The sequence below is a fragment of the Desulfobacterales bacterium genome, from assembly GCA_021647905.1.
GTDB lineage: Bacteria > Desulfobacterota > Desulfobulbia > Desulfobulbales > BM004 > JAKITW01.
In genome coordinates this window covers 1-13,074 of the sequence record JAKITW010000030.1, presented here as the reverse complement: position 1 = coordinate 13,074, position 13,074 = coordinate 1, and the positions used below count along the sequence as shown (strand labels likewise).

Annotated in this window: 14 protein-coding genes; 13 read left to right on the top strand and 1 reads right to left on the bottom strand. The window is 54.7% G+C overall.

Annotated elements, in window-relative coordinates; all coding sequences use genetic code 11:
• Positions 1 to 141 precede the first annotated feature (141 nt).
• The 4 genes from L3J03_06240 (at position 142) to L3J03_06225 (ending at position 5,441) form a co-directional block, all read left to right on the top strand.
• Positions 142 to 2,112, top strand: a complete 1,971-nt coding sequence (locus L3J03_06240; GenBank protein ID MCF6290576.1) for a SpoIIE family protein phosphatase — start codon at positions 142 to 144, stop codon at positions 2,110 to 2,112.
• 55 nt (positions 2,113 to 2,167) lie between these two features.
• Positions 2,168 to 2,722: a SiaB family protein kinase gene (locus tag L3J03_06235; protein ID MCF6290575.1), complete on the top strand. Its 555-nt coding sequence runs from the start codon at positions 2,168 to 2,170 to the stop codon at positions 2,720 to 2,722.
• 63 nt (positions 2,723 to 2,785) lie between these two features.
• A complete protein-coding gene (locus L3J03_06230) occupies positions 2,786 to 3,172 on the top strand; it encodes a DUF1987 domain-containing protein (GenBank protein MCF6290574.1) in 387 nt (128 codons plus the stop codon).
• Between the two features lie 73 nt (positions 3,173 to 3,245).
• Positions 3,246 to 5,441 (top strand): cyclic nucleotide-binding domain-containing protein, encoded by a 2,196-nt coding sequence (locus L3J03_06225; GenBank protein ID MCF6290573.1) that lies wholly within the window; start codon positions 3,246 to 3,248, stop codon positions 5,439 to 5,441.
• 103 nt (positions 5,442 to 5,544) lie between these two features.
• Here the strand turns inward: L3J03_06225 and L3J03_06220 are convergent, their stop codons facing one another.
• The gene (locus L3J03_06220) at positions 5,545 to 5,865 is read right to left on the bottom strand and encodes a hypothetical protein (protein ID MCF6290572.1); all 321 of its coding nucleotides are present in this window, start codon (positions 5,863 to 5,865) and stop codon (positions 5,545 to 5,547) included.
• Positions 5,866 to 6,234: 369 nt separating this feature from the next.
• Here L3J03_06220 and sfsA point away from each other — a divergent pair, with 369 nt between their 5' ends.
• The 9 genes from sfsA (at position 6,235) to galE (ending at position 12,885) form a co-directional block, all read left to right on the top strand.
• On the top strand, positions 6,235 to 6,930 hold the full coding sequence (gene sfsA / locus L3J03_06215) for a DNA/RNA nuclease SfsA (protein ID MCF6290571.1): 696 nt from the start codon (positions 6,235 to 6,237) through the stop codon (positions 6,928 to 6,930).
• 60 nt (positions 6,931 to 6,990) lie between these two features.
• A complete protein-coding gene (locus tag L3J03_06210) occupies positions 6,991 to 7,170 on the top strand; it encodes a hypothetical protein (protein ID MCF6290570.1) in 180 nt (59 codons plus the stop codon).
• 129 nt (positions 7,171 to 7,299) lie between these two features.
• On the top strand, positions 7,300 to 7,632 hold the full coding sequence (locus tag L3J03_06205; protein ID MCF6290569.1) for a MarR family EPS-associated transcriptional regulator: 333 nt from the start codon (positions 7,300 to 7,302) through the stop codon (positions 7,630 to 7,632).
• A 30-nt stretch (positions 7,633 to 7,662) separates the two neighbouring features.
• Entirely contained in the window at positions 7,663 to 7,926 is a 264-nt protein-coding gene (locus L3J03_06200; protein MCF6290568.1) for a four helix bundle protein, read from the top strand.
• Between the two features lie 287 nt (positions 7,927 to 8,213).
• On the top strand, positions 8,214 to 8,723 hold the full coding sequence (locus L3J03_06195; protein ID MCF6290567.1) for a transcriptional activator RfaH: 510 nt from the start codon (positions 8,214 to 8,216) through the stop codon (positions 8,721 to 8,723).
• Positions 8,724 to 8,991: 268 nt separating this feature from the next.
• Positions 8,992 to 10,368 carry a nucleotide sugar dehydrogenase gene (locus L3J03_06190; GenBank protein MCF6290566.1) on the top strand — a complete coding sequence of 459 codons (1,377 nt, stop codon included), beginning with the start codon at positions 8,992 to 8,994 and terminating at the stop codon, positions 10,366 to 10,368.
• Between the two features lie 32 nt (positions 10,369 to 10,400).
• Positions 10,401 to 10,769, top strand: coding sequence for a four helix bundle protein (locus L3J03_06185; protein MCF6290565.1), 369 nt, complete (start codon positions 10,401 to 10,403; stop codon positions 10,767 to 10,769).
• A gap of 27 nt (positions 10,770 to 10,796) precedes the next feature.
• Entirely contained in the window at positions 10,797 to 11,777 is a 981-nt protein-coding gene (locus L3J03_06180) for an SDR family oxidoreductase (GenBank protein ID MCF6290564.1), read from the top strand.
• A 97-nt stretch (positions 11,778 to 11,874) separates the two neighbouring features.
• Positions 11,875 to 12,885: a UDP-glucose 4-epimerase GalE gene (gene galE, locus L3J03_06175; GenBank protein ID MCF6290563.1), complete on the top strand. Its 1,011-nt coding sequence runs from the start codon at positions 11,875 to 11,877 to the stop codon at positions 12,883 to 12,885.
• The last annotated feature ends 189 nt before the right edge of the window (positions 12,886 to 13,074 follow it).

The following is a 13,074-nucleotide window of genomic DNA, read 5'->3' as shown; positions in this document are numbered from 1 at the left end:
CCCGCCGATCAAGGAGAGGTCCACTCCACCCCGGCGCCCGGTGGGGTCGCCGGCGGCCCGGCAGACCCGCTTACCTGTAAGGCACAGTAGTTCCCGATTCCCTGCGACGGTCCTTGCGGGGAACGCGGTTCAGGAGACCGTATGTTAAGGAGTTTCCGCGGAACATTGATGCTCATTATCCTGTTGTCCGCCGTGGTGCCGGTGACCCTCCTGGCCGCGATCCTGGTCAAGGAAATATACACCCTGACCAGCAACGGGGCCTACAATGAACTGAACCTGCTGGTAAAGAGCGTTGCCAGCGATATTAACCATAAACTCGATCTGGCCACCTCCCGGATTCTCGATATCGGCGCAAACCCAGACGTGGTTCTGGCCACCGCCAAATCGCCCTTCGGCATCCGGACCTCGGCCAGCTACCGGGCCGTGGAGTTCATGCAGCAGTTCATTGCCGATACCCCGCTGGTCTCGGCGATCTATCTGCTGGGTGGTGACGGGAACGTGATCGAGGCCGTTCCCGAGTCCATGGCCTCCATTGCCCCTGCTCCGATCAAGACGGATATCAAGGCGCTGCTGGCCCGGAAATTCGAATACGGCGAGCCCCCGTTCTTTTTTGTTGAGTTTAAGGGCCGCCGCTTCCTGGAGCGGAACATCAAGGCAACGGCCGGACCCGCTGATGTCTCCGCCGACCGGGTGCAAAGCCCGTACGGGCTGGCGCTGCTGGTGCCGTTGATAGATGCGGCGGGCGAGAACCGAGGGGCCCTGGCGGCGATTATTCCGGTTGCCGGGCTTGCCGATTTTGCCGCGGGTAACGCCGGAGGTTCAGTGTCCATTGACATCCTCAAGGGCAGGGACACCATGCTCGCCGGGGACCGGGTGGCTGATTCTTTGCCAAGGGCCAGGGAGATATCCAGTGAGACCCCTTTGCTCATCGGTGATTCGGGCAACAACCAGCGACTCGAATATCTGCTCCGGGTCGCCGAACCCCACGCGGTACGTTTTGCCGCGGTCAATAGAACCATAATGACGCTGGTGGCCTTTCTCGTGGCCGGGGGCATTGTTCTGCTGATTATTTCCTATGCTGTTGCCCGCTGGCTGGCCTCCCCCATCCAGTCCCTCGGCCGGATTGTCGGCTCCTATGCCGAGGGGAATTACGAGGCGCCGCAACAGAGGGTGCGGTTTACCGAGTTTCGCCAGGTGACCGACGTGCTTGCCGGGATGGGCGACAAGATCATGGCCCAGATATCGGCCTTGAAAAATCTCAATGAAACCCTGGAGGAGAAAGTCATTGAGAAGACAGCGCAACTCCAGGAGAATTTTGATGAACTGGATCTCGCCAATAAGAAGATCCTTGAAAGCATCCGCTATGCCGAGAAGATCCAGCAGTCTTTGCTGCCCAATACCGTGGAGATGTGTCGTTACCTGGATAATTTCATCATCTGGCAGCCCAGGGACATTGTCGGGGGCGATATCTTCATGTTTGAAAGGTTTGCCAACGGGTATCTGGTTGCGGTGATGGACTGCACCGGCCATGGAGTTCCCGGGGCCTTTGTGACCATGATTGTCGGCTCCACCTGTAAAACCATTCTCAAGGAAAACGATCCGGCTGATCCCGCCGGGCTGCTCGGCGTTTTGAACACTGTTGTCAAAAATTCCTTGAACCAGGGGGAGGCGGACTCCCTTTCTTCCGACGACGGCCTTGATGCGGGCATCTGTTTTGTCAACACCGAAAACCGGACCCTGACCTTTGCTGGCGCCAAAATCCCCCTGTGGTATATCGTTGATTCCGAAATTCATGAGATCAGGGGGGACAAGCAGAGCCTCGGCTACATCCGTTCGGATCCTGATTTCAGGTTTACGAATCACCGGATTTCGCTGGAGACCGGGGCGGTCTATTACCTGGGCACCGACGGGGTGACCGACCAGGTCGGCGGGCAAAGGCGGTTGCCCTTTGGCAAGCGGCGCCTTTTTGATGTTCTCCTGCGCAACTGGCAACTGCCGTTAAACCGGCAACGGGAACTCCTGCTGACGGCGTTCACCGAGTACCAGAATGATGAGGATAGAAGAGACGATGTTTCCTTTATCGGCCTTGCGCCGTTGCGCAATGGACAGTGACCCGACCCACGGGCGGCACGATGGAGCCGGAACAGATAACCTGAGGTGATAAATGATGGTTGATAACCTGGTGACGTTGAAGAGCGCGTTTGACCGTGAAGGGATTATCTTATACTATAACGGTTTGATCTCACACGATCTTGTTGTCGAAATTGCAGATATCGTCAGGCATAAAATGCAGATCGACGAGGTTGAATCATCAACCCGGCTGAAGGTGTTTGCCGCAGTGGTCGAACAACTCCAGAATATTTTGTACTACTCCTTTGAGGTTGTTGTCGGCACTGGTTCCGGCAACGATGACAAGGAAATGAGACGGGGAGTGGTTATAGTCGGCCACGAAGAGGGCCATTATTACGTGGTTGGCGGCAACTTGATCGACAACAGCAAGATCGATCGTCTGCGCGACAAGCTGTCGATGTTACAGAAGATGAATAAACATGAACTTAAAAAATACGTTAAGGAGCAACGCCGCAGGACGCCGGACCGGGACAGCAGGGGAGCCGGACTTGGGATTATTGAGCTGGCGAGAAGGGCCAGTACGCCGATCCTGTTCGATTTCACCCCGGTCCGGGAGTCGGCGTCGTTTTTTTCCTTAAAGACCGTGATCTAGGGGTCAGCGCAACAAAAACATCGACCGGATTTGAGTCGTGCGGGAGGAGGAGACCGGAAAATCATGAAAGACATTATGATCGCAGCCACCAAAAATACCCCGGAGATATCCTTTGAGTCAACGAACAGGGTTCTTACGATCAAGGGTGAGGCCTATCCTGAAAACGCGGCCGAATTTTATGCGCCCTTTTTTGCGTGGCTGGATGAGTACCTTGCCGATGCGGGGAGCGGGTCGACACAGGTCAACATTGAACTGGTATATTTCAACAGCAGCTCGTCAAGGGTGTTGCTGGACCTGTTCGACAAGCTGGAAGAATCAGCCAGGCAGGGACACCGGGTGGTGGTGAACTGGAAATACCATGCTGACAACGACATGATCCTTGAGTATGGGGAGGAGTTTGCCGAGGAAGTGGAGGCAATTGATTTCCAACTGCAGGAGTTCTCCGACTGAGAGGACACCCTGCACCCTGCACCCTGCACCCTGCACCCTGAAACCTGAAACCTGAAACAGGGGGATGATCGTTATGGAGCGAATAATAAAACTGGAAGTTACGCCGGGCATTTACTGGGTTGCCGTTCCCGAGGCCGACCTTTATATCCTCTGCGGTTGTCCGGAAGACTCGGTAAAGCATCTGATCCAGCGCGGCCTGATCATGCCGGTTGAAAAAGAGGGCTGCCGGTTTGAAACCGGACCGAACGCCATCCTGCTCTCCGACCTTATGTTGCAGAACGGCCGTTTTTCCAACCTGGCGGAATTTCCTGTTCTGCAGATGCTGTACCGGCAGGGGATGATCATTCCCAACCATCCCAACAACAGGGGTGTAAAGCCGTTGCTGATCGGCGCGGAAAAGCAGATCAGCGCCCAGCTTGAATATATATATCGGGGGAATTACGGGCTTGTTTCCGAACAGGAACTGCTCGACGCCGGTGCCGACCAGGACCTGGCGAAGATGGTGATGCGGATGAAACTCAGGTTTGCCTTCGGGGCCCTGAGGAAGACCGGGGAGTTGCTGGACGGGCTTGTTGTCAAGGAGAGTCTGGTTGAGATCAGAAATGATGTCTTTATCAAGCGGCTGCGGACAAATGTTTTTGAGATCGAGTACCAGGGCGAATCGGTCAGCGTGGACCTCAACCTGAGACCGTTCCAGACCTATCGCTCCCCCTATCCGCTGGGGTTTCAAAAAATCGAGAGGGAATATTTCGCGGTCATCCACTCCGGTCAGGGGGATGGCTGGGACAGTAACCGCCCCAGCATGTCCAGCATACTCATGTACCAGGGCGATGTGTACCTGATCGACGCCGGTCCCAACATGGCCTACGCGCTCATGGCCCTGGGCATCGGGGTGAATGAGGTCAAGGGAATTTTCCATACCCATTGCCATGATGATCATTTCGCCGGGCTGACCACCCTGGTCAGAAGCGATCACAAGGTGAAATACTTTGCCACCCCCCTGGTGCGGACCTCGGTTTTCAAGAAGCTGGCGGCGTTGCTGAACACTGATGAAGAGGATTTTTACACCTATTTTGATGTCCACGATCTGGAACTCGGGGTCTGGAACAACATCAACGGCCTGGAGGTGCGGCCGGTCCTGTCGCCCCATCCGGTGGAAACAACCGTTATGTTCTTCCGGACCTTCTGGGACGGTGCATATCTTACCTATGCCCATCTTGCCGATATTATCTCCCTGCAGGTCCTTGAGGGGATGATTGCCAAGGAGCCGACAGAGCCCGGGGTCACCCGGGAATTTTTTGAAACGGTCAAGGAGGAGTGTCTGCATCCGGTTGCGCTGAAGAAAATAGATATCGGCGCCGGGATGATCCACGGCACGACCGAGGATTTCAAGGAAGATCCCTCCGATAGAATCATCCTGGCCCATACCGCCGTGCCCCTGACCACCAGGCAGAAGGAAATAGGCTCCAGCGCTCCCTTTGGAACGGTGGACGTCCTGGTTCCCGATTATTCAAACACCATCCGGTCGATTGCGAGCAATTTTCTGAGGGCCTATTTTGACAAGGTGCCGGTCCATAACCTGACCAAGCTGCTCAATAACAGGATCGTTGAATACAATCCCGGCTCCATAATCCTGCGTCGGGGCGAGGTGAACAAGGATATTTTCCTGCTGCTTTCCGGGAATGCGGAGATGATCAACGAAGAGGAGGGGATCTACAGTATCCTTTCCGCCGGCGGCCTGATCGGCGAGTATTCGGGGCTGCACGGCTTCCGGACCAACGCGACCTACCGTTCCATCAGTTACATCCAGGCGTTGCTCCTGCCGGTGGGTTCGTACGCCCAGTTCGTCAAGGAGAACCGGATGTATCGACAGATTGAGCGGCTCCATGAGAACCGGCAGTTTCTCCAGAAGACATGGCTGTTCGGGGAGTCGATTTCACCGCCGGTCCAGGGAACGATCGCGGAAAAGATGGAACTCAGCAATTATTACCATAGCGGCGAGCCCCTGGAAAAAATCGATCCGTCTGCCATCTATCTGATAAAGAACGGCGCACTGGCCAGGACTGCGGCCGGCAGGATCAGGGAAACCCTGCGGTCCGGTGATTTTTTCGGCGAGGAGTCGGCCTTTTTCAACGAGAAAACGGATGACCGGATGGTGGTCGCGGAACCGGCCAGTGTATACGAGGTGCCGTTTGCCGTGCTTAAGGACATCCCGGTTGTCCTGTGGAAGCTCCTTGAGACCTATGAAAGGCGAAAAAAAATAGTGTGAGGTGAGCTGTCGTGTTGATAGCGCCTGCCGGCGAACCCGGTATGCAGCCGTAAGCGAACACCGGTCCCGCATCCCGAAATGCAATAGATACGCCGGACGTTGCTTAACGATTTGTTGCAGCGAGAGAAGATTGACCTGAAATCAGTCTAATGCAACCGTCCTCCAAGTTGGAAAGGATACGGTTTTTGCCGGAACAGCGGTCAATGATTGTAATCTCAAAGGGAGTAATATCGCCGCTGGAGAGGAGGAAGATGCCGGTGGGAGTTTTATTTTTTTCATCTTCATCGAGTACAGATTTGCCGAAATCAACCTCTTCACCGGCCAGGTTCAGCTTGAACCGAAACCCATCAGGCAGAGTGTGGGGCAGCAGGATCTCATCGCTACTCGAACTCAATTTCTGCCAACTGCCATCCTTGTACTCCACAAAACGGTAACCGGTTTCGGTAAAATCAGCCGCATAAATTTATTGAGGGGTAGGTGTCTCACTTACATTGACACAGAGGGATAATGAAATACGTCTACCTCCTGCAGAGTCAGAACCATCCAAGGCAACGCTATGTCGGGCTGACCTCTGACATTAATAAACGCCTTGCAGCCCATAACGCCGGGCAATCACCTCACACATCCAAGTTCCGGCCCTGGAAGCTGATAACCTATCTGGCCTTTTCCGATGAAAGCAAGGCGGCTGAGCTTGAGAAGTATCTCAAATCTGGTTCCGGACGATCATTCGCACAGAATAGGCTCTGGTAGCGACTGTGTATTCGTGGCATGCCAGGACAGGAGAAAGCCTGCTATGCATTTTGATCCCCCTTTGGAACCGGCTATTTTGCTCCGGCGCTATAAACGGTTCCTGGCCGACGTGGAACTTATGGACGGCGGCAGGATAACCGTCCACTGCCCCAATTCCGGCAGCATGCTGGGTTGTGCCCTGCCGGGCAGCCCGGTTTTGCTCTCCCGCTCCGACAATCCCCGGCGTAAATATCCCCATACCTGGGAGATGGTGCGTATAAAAAAAACCTGGGTGGGGATCAACACCGCCCGTACCAACCAGCTGGTCCGGGAGGCCCTTGCCCGGGGGATAGTGACCGAGATCGGTCCGGTGGAACACATTGTTGCCGAGGTGAAAACCTCGTCCCATACCCGGCTCGACTTCATGTTGACCCGGGCTGCCGGCACCATGTATGTGGAAGTGAAAAACTGCACCCTGGTGGATGGCGATATTGCAAAATTTCCCGATGCGGTCACTGCCCGGGGCACCAAGCACCTCCATGAACTGCTGGCCTTGAAGCAGGCCGGACACGATGCCGCGGTTTTTTTCTGCGTCCAGCGGATGGATGCCCGTTCTTTTACCCCGGCCGCCCGGATCGATCCGCTCTATGCCGAGACCCTGGCCGCGGTCCATGGGCAGGGGGTGCGGATTCTTGTCTATCAGGCGGAGGTGCGGCCCTGGGGGATTAAAATAATCCGGCCCCTTCCCTTTCAATTATGATGAACCCGTAACAACCCGAAAGGCTTCAAATGCCACCCAATAAAATCAACAAGTTACAACATGACACACGTCCGTCGAGCGGGTTGTTGCGAGACCGACAATTATAATCTTGCCCTGTGCCCCGGCAAGGTGACTGCCAGGCCGGCCAAGACCCATGCCAAGGGTGAAGTTGAAAAGTACCGCATTGTGCAGGACCGTCTCTTTGAGAGCGATTTTGACCGGGTAATCAAACAGCTGTAAGAGAAAGCGGATAAAAAAACATTGCGATCAGATCAAATTCATGGTTGATAGACAGTGTTCAATCGATGAACGCTTGATATTCCTATGTTTACGGCTAGCCTGAGACGTGTTGGCCGCAGGTGTCTGACCATGAAATCCGTGGATCCCGATGATGGCGTTACCTACCGCCTGATGAAGTCCATTGACGCCGAACCGCAGCTCTCCCAGCGGGCCTTGTCCGAGTCCCTGGACATAAGCCTGGGCAAGGTGAACTACTGCCTGAAGGCCCTGGTTGCCAAGGGGTTGATCAAGGTCAAGAATTTCCAGCACAGCAACAACAAGACCGCCTATGCCTATATTCTCACCCCCAAGGGAGTGGAGGAGAAGGCCCGGGTGACGGTGCGTTTTATGCGGCGCAAGATGGCCGAGTACGAACAGCTGCAGCATGAAATAGAGGAACTCCGCCGGGAAATAGAAAGATAATGTTAAGTTTTGAATTATTGAGGTGTATTGGTGGCTGAACAGTCGAATTTGATCAGGGGAAAATCCTATCAGTTTGCACTGGACATAATTTGCCTGTACCTCCAACTGAAAGCACAAAAAGAATTTGTTCTTTCCAAACAGCTGCTCAAAGCCGGTACCAGTATCGGGGCCAATGTTGAGGAGGCGACAGCGGCTCAAAGTAAAAAGGATTTTATTTCGAAAATGGCCATTGCCTCAAAAGAGGCAAGGGAAAAGAACCATATAGAATGCTTAATTGTAAACTTTGAATGTTGATGAACTCGTAACAATCCGAAAGGCTTCAAATGCCACCCAATAAAATCAACAAGTTACAAGACGAATCACGTCCGTCGAGCGGGTTGTTGCGAGACCGACAATGTTGATGAACTCGTAACAACCCGAAAGGCTTCAAATGCCACCCAATAAAATCAACAAGTTACAAGACGAATCACGTCCGTCGAGCGGGTTGTTGCGAGACCGACAATGTTGAATTGATCTAGAAACATTTCTGTTCGTAACAATTCAAAATTAAAAACTAAAAATTCAAAATCACATATGTTGCCATGAGTCGTGAATGGTTCGCTATCCGGGTAAAGCCCCATAAGGAGCAGATCGCCCGGACACAATTTGAACGTCAGGGTTTTACGGTCTATCTGCCGAAAACCCTGAAAACCAGGCGTCATGCCCGGCGGGTTGAGCAGGTTGAGCGGCCTTTTTTCCCTGGTTATCTGTTTTTGCACCTTGCCCCGGAAGAACGGCGCTGGCCGACAATAGGCGGCACCATCGGCGCCATCGGCCCGGTCCGTTTCGGCGACCAGTACCCGCCGGTCCCCGCTTGGTTGATAGAAAACCTGCAAGCCCGTGAAGACGAGCAGGGATATATCTCCACCAGGGAACTGGAACGTTCTTTTCTTAAACCCGGCAGCAAGGTAAAGATAGTATATGGCGAGTTGGCAGGGGTTGAAGGAATTTTCCGGGAAATTCGCGGCCAGGACCGGGCCGTCATCCTGCTCGACATGTTGCGCCGCCAGGTGACTGCCACGGTTTCGGTGGCGGCTTTGACCGCCGCGTAGGTAATAGTTAACAGTTAACAGTGAAATGTGAAATGTGAAATGTTGCGGGTCTAGAGGGTAACATCCTAATACTGTTCACTTTTTACTTTTCACGTTTTACCAATAACAATTCTTTTTTTAACGGGTGTTTTCACCCGAATGGCGGTAGCGTGCCCGGGGTAGGCGCAAAGAGCTTGGCGAGGAGCGTTTACACCGGGTTTATGTTTTACGCTATGCGCCAGGCGCTAACCTCTCTTTGCTCTGTCCCACGAAAAACAAGGGTTGCGGAATGACATTTAATAAAAACATCCTCTGTATTGGCGCCGGTTATGTGGGCGGGCCGACCATGGCGATGATTGCCCTGAAGTGCCCGCAACACAAGGTAACCGTGGTGGACATCAACCCCCAAAGGATCAACCAGTGGAACTCCGATGAGTTGCCCATCTACGAACCGGGTCTTGATGAGGTGGTCCGCCAGGCCCGGGGCCGGAATCTCTTTTTCAGCACTGATATCGAGGGCGGCATCCGCACGGCTGACTTCATCTTTGTCAGCGTCAACACACCGACCAAGAGTTTCGGCGCCGGCGCCGGCATGGCCGCGGATCTGCAGTACTGGGAAAAGACCGCCCGCCAGATCAGGAAGTGCGCGGTCACCGACACGGTCATTGTTGAGAAGAGTACCCTGCCGGTGAAAACCGCCCTGGCCATGGAGCGGATCCTGACCGCGACCAACAGCAAGGTTCATTTCGATGTCCTCTCCAACCCGGAGTTTCTGGCCGAAGGCACTGCCATCCGCGACCTGGAAAATCCGGACCGGGTGCTGATCGGCTCCCGTGAAACCCCGGAAGGATTGCAGGCCCGGGACGCCCTGGTTGAAATCTATGGCAACTGGGTCCCGCCGGAACGGATCATTACCGCCAATATCTGGAGCAGTGAGTTGTCCAAGCTGGTGGCCAACGCCTTTCTGGCCCAGCGCATCTCCTCGATCAATTCCATTTCCGCCCTGTGCGAACAAACCGATGCCGATGTCAGCGAGGTGGCCCGGGCCGTGGGCATGGACAGCCGGCTGGGGAAAAGGTTTCTCCAGGCCAGCGTCGGCTTCGGCGGTTCCTGTTTTAAGAAGGATATTCTCAATCTGGTCTATCTCTGCCGCCATTATGGCCTGGAGGAGGTGGCCTCCTACTGGCAGGGGGTGATCACCATCAATGATTACCAGCAGGAGCGCTTTGTCCTGGCCATGCTTGGTGCGATGTTCAATACCCTGGCCGGCAAGCGCATCTGCCTCCTTGGCTTCGCCTTTAAGGCCAATACCGGCGACACCCGGGAAAGCCCGGCGATCTTTGTCGCCCGCCGCCTGCTGGAGGAACGGGCGGAACTGGTGATCAGCGACCCCAAGGCCCTGGCCAATGCGGAAAAGGATCTGGCCGGCCTGGACGGCACGGTCAGCTATGTCGAAGATCCCTATGAAGCGGCCGCCGGCTGTGATTCCATTGCGGTGATGACCGAATGGACCCTGTACGGGGAGCTTGATTATGAGAAAATATTTAAATCCATGGCCCAGCCGGCCTTTATCTTTGACGGCCGTAACATTCTCGACCATCAAAAACTCTACGAGATCGGCTTTAACGTTTTCCCGCTGGGCAAACCGGCGATGACGCACTTTTGATGATACGGGTAATGGGTTCCTGGTGACAGGTTATGGGGGGAGGATTCAGAGATCTTCAGGTGTGGCAGAAAGCCAAAAATTTTGCCGTTGAGATTTATCGTATCACCGGAAATGGACCTCTTGCCAGAGATTATGGGTTGCGAGACCAGATGCGTCGTGCAGCTGTCTCCGTGCCAAGCAACATAGCGGAGGGAGATGAGCGAGACACAAACAAGGAGTCGGTTCGTTTTTTTCATATCGCCAAAGGTTCGTTGGCCGAAGTAAGCACCCAGACTGAAATAGCATTTGAGATCGGTTATCTTACCAAGGAAAATTTTGAAAAAATTTGCAAAGAATGTGATCAAATCGGGGGGATGCTGGGCAAGTTGATTAAAGTACGTTCCCTAACCCATCACCCCTAACCTATCACCCCTAACCCGTGTCCTCTTATGAAAACATATAACCTCAGAAAACGCGCCCTGATCACCGGCGGTGCCGGCTTTCTCGGTTCCCATCTCTGTGAGCGGCTTCTTAACGATGGCTGCGATGTTATCTGCGTGGATAATTTTTTCACCGGAACCAAGGAAAACATCAAACATCTGCTGGGGAACCCGCACTTCGAGGTACTGCGCCACGACGTTACCTTCCCGCTCTATGTGGAGGTGGACGAGATCTACAACCTGGCCTGCCCGGCCTCGCCTATCCACTACCAGTTCGACCCGGTGCAGACCACCAAGACCTCGGTCCACGGCGCCATCAATATGCTGGGGCTGGCCAAACGGGTCAGGGCCAAGATCATGCAGGCTTCCACCAGCGAGGTGTATGGCGATCCCCAGATTCACCCCCAGCCGGAGAGCTATTGGGGCCATGTCAACCCCATTGGTTTCCGCTCCTGCTATGATGAGGGCAAACGGTGCGCCGAGACCCTGTTCTTCGATTACCACCGCCAGCATAATCTGCGGATCAAGGTGGCGCGGATCTTCAACACCTATGGCCCGAGGATGCATCCCAACGACGGCCGGGTGGTCTCCAACTTCATTGTCCAGGCCCTGCAGGGCAAACCGATCACCATCTACGGCAACGGCTCCCAGTCCCGTTCCTTCTGTTATGTGGACGACCTGATCGAGGCCTTTATCCGGTTGATGGCCTCGCCGGACGACTTTACCGGCCCGGTCAATACCGGCAACCCCGGCGAGTTCACCATCAAGGAACTGGCCGAGAAGGTGGTCGAACTGACCGGCTCCTCTTCCGAACTGGTCTATAAGTCTTTGCCCAGCGACGACCCGACCCAGCGCTGCCCGGATATCACCCTGGCCAGGGAAAAACTGGGCTGGCAGCCGACGATCCAACTGGAAGAGGGGCTGAAAAAGACCATTGCCTATTTTGATTCGTTTCTTCAAGAGAACGGAACGGGGAACGGTGAAAAGTGAAAAGTTAACGGTTAATAGTTATTTGTTAATGGGAACAGAATGTTATAATCATTTCACATTTCACATTTCACATTTCACATTTTACATTTTACTAATAATGCCCCCCCAACCTTCCCAAAACAGCACCACCCCGATTCCAGTCCTGGTTACCGGCGGGGCCGGCTATATCGGCAGCCATACCTGCAAGGCCCTGGCCCGGGCCGGATATCTGCCGGTGTCCTATGACAATCTTGTCCACGGCCATGAGTGGGCGGTCAAGTGGGGACCGCTGGAGGTCGGCGATATTGGTGACCGCGGCCGGCTCGATGCGGTGCTGGAGAAATACCACCCCCGGGCCGTGCTCCACTTTGCCGCCTACGCCTATGTCGGCGAGTCAATGGACAATCCCGGCAAGTATTATCGCAACAACGTGGCCTCCACCCTCTCTCTGCTGGAGGCGATGCGGGACCATGGGGTGAAGGAGATGATTTTTTCCAGCTCCTGCGCCACCTATGGCATGCCGCTGGAAATACCGATTCCGGAGACCCACCCCCGGCAGCCCATCAACCCCTACGGCGCCTCCAAACTGATGGTCGAACGGATGCTGGCTGATTTTCACCAGGCCCATGGGCTTTGCTCCGTTTCACTCAGGTATTTCAATGCCGCCGGCGCCGACCCGGACGGCGAAATCGGCGAGGACCATGATCCGGAGACCCACCTCATCCCCCTGGTGCTGGATGCGGCCGCGGGCCGGCAAGAGGCGATAACCGTTTTCGGCAATGATTACGACACCCCGGACCGGACCTGTATCCGGGATTATATCCATGTCACCGACCTGGCCGACGCCCATGTCCTGGCCCTGCGACACCTTAAAAACAATCCGGTCTGTGATGCCTTTAACCTTGGCAATGGCCAGGGTTTTTCAGTCACCGAGGTTATTGAAGCCGCCCGCCGGGTGACCGGCCGTGATATTCCCGTTGCCATCGGTCCTCGCCGCCCGGGCGATCCGCCCCGGCTGGTGGGAGACGCCGCCCGGGCAAGAAAAGAGCTGGGCTGGCAGCCGAACCGCGCCGGCCTGGAGCAGATTACCGGTGATGCGTGGAAGTGGCACAAGATAGTGAACAGTTAATGGTTAATAGTTGTTTGTTAATAGGAACAGCATGTTATAGACATTGAATCAACAACCATGCTGTAAGGTTTCGGTAAACCCCGTACGTTTGAGGTTGGACCGGGAAAGGGGTTTTCTTATAGCGAACGGTGTAGCGGACCCTGAGCCGCAGCCGTGACGGCAAAAACGGAATTTGAAACAACTTCGGCA

Bases quoted from the DNA above. Each gene is read 5' to 3' on its own strand.
- L3J03_06210 (MCF6290570.1), top strand. From the start codon at position 6,991: ATGACACACGTCCGTCGAGCGGGTTGTTGCGAGACCGACAATTATAAT.
- L3J03_06230 (MCF6290574.1), top strand. From the start codon at position 2,786: ATGAAAGACATTATGATCGCAGCCACCAAAAATACCCCGGAGATATCC.
- L3J03_06190 (MCF6290566.1), top strand. From the start codon at position 8,992: ATGACATTTAATAAAAACATCCTCTGTATTGGCGCCGGTTATGTGGGC.
- L3J03_06185 (MCF6290565.1), top strand. From the start codon at position 10,401: ATGGGGGGAGGATTCAGAGATCTTCAGGTGTGGCAGAAAGCCAAAAAT.
- galE (MCF6290563.1), top strand. From the start codon at position 11,875: ATGCCCCCCCAACCTTCCCAAAACAGCACCACCCCGATTCCAGTCCTG.
- L3J03_06225 (MCF6290573.1), top strand. From the start codon at position 3,246: ATGGAGCGAATAATAAAACTGGAAGTTACGCCGGGCATTTACTGGGTT.
- sfsA (MCF6290571.1), top strand. From the start codon at position 6,235: ATGCATTTTGATCCCCCTTTGGAACCGGCTATTTTGCTCCGGCGCTAT.
- L3J03_06195 (MCF6290567.1), top strand. From the start codon at position 8,214: ATGAGTCGTGAATGGTTCGCTATCCGGGTAAAGCCCCATAAGGAGCAG.
- L3J03_06180 (MCF6290564.1), top strand. From the start codon at position 10,797: ATGAAAACATATAACCTCAGAAAACGCGCCCTGATCACCGGCGGTGCC.
- L3J03_06235 (MCF6290575.1), top strand. From the start codon at position 2,168: ATGGTTGATAACCTGGTGACGTTGAAGAGCGCGTTTGACCGTGAAGGG.
- L3J03_06205 (MCF6290569.1), top strand. From the start codon at position 7,300: ATGAAATCCGTGGATCCCGATGATGGCGTTACCTACCGCCTGATGAAG.
- L3J03_06240 (MCF6290576.1), top strand. From the start codon at position 142: ATGTTAAGGAGTTTCCGCGGAACATTGATGCTCATTATCCTGTTGTCC.